Annotated in this window: 2 protein-coding genes; one reads left to right on the top strand and one right to left on the bottom strand. The window is 72.0% G+C overall.

Translation table 11 applies throughout. The features are described from left to right. The coding region (locus ETD96_RS45615) for an FAD-binding oxidoreductase (protein WP_171069540.1) at positions 1-996 on the top strand (996 nt) is incomplete at its 5' end. A 271-nt stretch (positions 997-1,267) separates the two neighbouring features. Here ETD96_RS45615 and ETD96_RS43550 read toward each other — a convergent pair. Then, positions 1,268-1,885, bottom strand: coding sequence for an LURP-one-related/scramblase family protein (locus ETD96_RS43550; protein WP_138642319.1), 618 nt, complete (start codon positions 1,883-1,885; stop codon positions 1,268-1,270). Positions 1,886-2,097: the final 212 nt, after the last annotated feature.

Genomic DNA, 2,097 nt, shown 5'->3' with positions numbered 1-2,097 from the left:
GGCTGGGGGCGGGTGCTGGCGGAGGCCGGGCCCCACGGCCTGACCGGGCTGGCGGGCAGCTCACCGGTGGTCAACGTGACCGGCTACACGCTGGGCGGGGGGCTCTCCTGGTTCGGCCGCAAGCACGGCTGGGCCGCCGACAGTGTCCGCGCCTTCGACATCGTGGACGCCGACGGGAACCGGGCCCGGGTGACCGGCGCGTCCGACGCCGAGCTGTTCTGGGGGCTGAGAGGCGGCGGAGGCGACTTCGCCCTGGTCACGTCGCTGGAGTTCGATCTGCATCCGGCGCCGCACCTGTACGGCGGGAGGGTGGTCTGGCCGGAGGCGCGCGGCGGAGCGGTGTTCGAGGTCTTCCGGCAGATCACCGACGCGGCGCCGCCCGAGCTGACCGTCTGGTTCAGCCGGTTCGCCTTCCCCGGCGCCCCGCCCATGGTGGCGCTGGACATGACCTACCTGGGGGATCCGGACGAGGGCGCGGCGCTCGTGCGCGGCCTCGACGCGATCGACGGCGTGATCAGCGACAACCGCGGGCCGCTGGCGGTGGCCGACCTGGGCGACGTCGCCGGCGAGCCGACCGCTCCGTCCTCCGGGCTGCCCCGCGCGGAGCTGCTGACGCACCTGGACGAGGGGCTGGTCACCGAGCCGATCGACCCGCTGATCTCCATCCAGATCCGGCATCTGGCCGGCGCGCTGGCCAAGCCCGGCTCCGGCGCGAGCGGAGCGCTGGACGAGCCGTACCTCCTCCAGATGACCGGTGTCGGCCCCGACCCGGACCTGGCGCACGCCACCCGCGCCCGCCTGCGCCGGCTCGTCGAGCGGTTCGGCGGCGCCATCACCGGGCGCAAGCCGTACACGCTGCTGACTCCTGAGGAGAGCGTGGCCGACGCCTTCCCCGAGCCGACCCTCGACCGCCTGCGCGAACTGAAGCGCTCCCGCGACCCGCAGAACGTCTTCCGCGCCAACCATCCCGTCCTCAAGCGGGAGGACCAGCGGTGAGGGCTTGATGGCACCCACGCCGCTGGACCGAGGAAAACATGCCTGCGTCGACATGGCCGTCGACACGCACGCCGGCGATGTTCCAGAAGAGCCACGCCATGACCTCGGCGGCACGGTTGTCGAGGTCGAGGCCCGGTTGGGCACGGCCGCCACAGCGTCCGTTCATCCGACCCGAGGGCGGGCGCTTGGGAGGCTCCGCTCACTCCCGCGGAGATGAGGTGCATCGGGTGGCGGCGCCGTGGGGCCTGGGCGGCGCCGCCAGCCGATGCGGCTAGATCCAGCCGCCGATGCTGCGGTTCTGGGAGACGGCGGTGTCGAAAGCGAGGGGGCAGGCGAGGATGAGCGTGCGCATCGGCTCCGCTTGCTGCGCGTACATCTGCAGGACGTAGCGGTCGGCGCCGGTGAACATCTGCGACAGGAACTCGCCGTAGCCGTCGAAGCCGCGCTGGATGCGGGCGATCTCCTGCTGCTGCCAGTCGGTGACGCGGCCGCTCAGCAGCTCGTAGTAGCCGATCTGCTGCTCCTGCGCGGTCAGGATCTCCCAGCCGCGCAGCGCCCGTTTGCGCAGGTGGCCGATGAGGCCGCCCTGCGGGGTGAGCACCTGCATCTGGGGCGTGCCCATGAAGCCGTACGGCTTGTAGAAGAGGAAGTACGGCATTCCGTCGGGGCGGTAGATCGTCAGCTTCCGCTCGGCCTTGGTCTGGCTCGCCTGGTTGAGGACGCGGAACGCCTTCTTCGCGCCGCTCACGCCCTCTTCGCGGACGTAGGCGGACGGCTGCCCCTGCGGGCTCCAGATCGTGTAGTTCGCCTCGGTCGAGAAGAACTGCGCGGGCTGGTCGTAGACGAGGATCGGCGAGGCGTAGAGGTCGGGGGCGGCCTGCTGGGGCATCTGCTGCTGCGGGTAGCCGGCCTGCTGGGGCGGGTAACCGGCCTGTTGCGGATACCCCTGGGGCGGATATGCCTGCTGCTGTGGCGCACCGACGAGCTCCGCCGCTGGAACCGTCGCCGGGCCGGCCGGCAGGCCCGCCCCGGCGAAGCGTGACGGTTCGGTGCGTCAGGGCCGGGAGGCGTCGTGGACGTCGGCGAGGACGAAGTAGTTCT

Origin of the sequence: Actinomadura geliboluensis (assembly GCF_005889745.1) — a bacterium.
Taxonomy (GTDB): domain Bacteria; phylum Actinomycetota; class Actinomycetes; order Streptosporangiales; family Streptosporangiaceae; genus Spirillospora; species Spirillospora geliboluensis.
Note: the sequence above shows the minus strand (reverse complement) of the source record. Positions and strands in the feature narration are given on the sequence as shown.

What these genes read in the sequence shown, in the direction of transcription:
- ETD96_RS43550 (WP_138642319.1), bottom strand. Translation starts at nt 1,885, where the DNA reads ATGCCCCAGCAGGCCGCCCCCGACCTCTACGCCTCGCCGATCCTCGTC.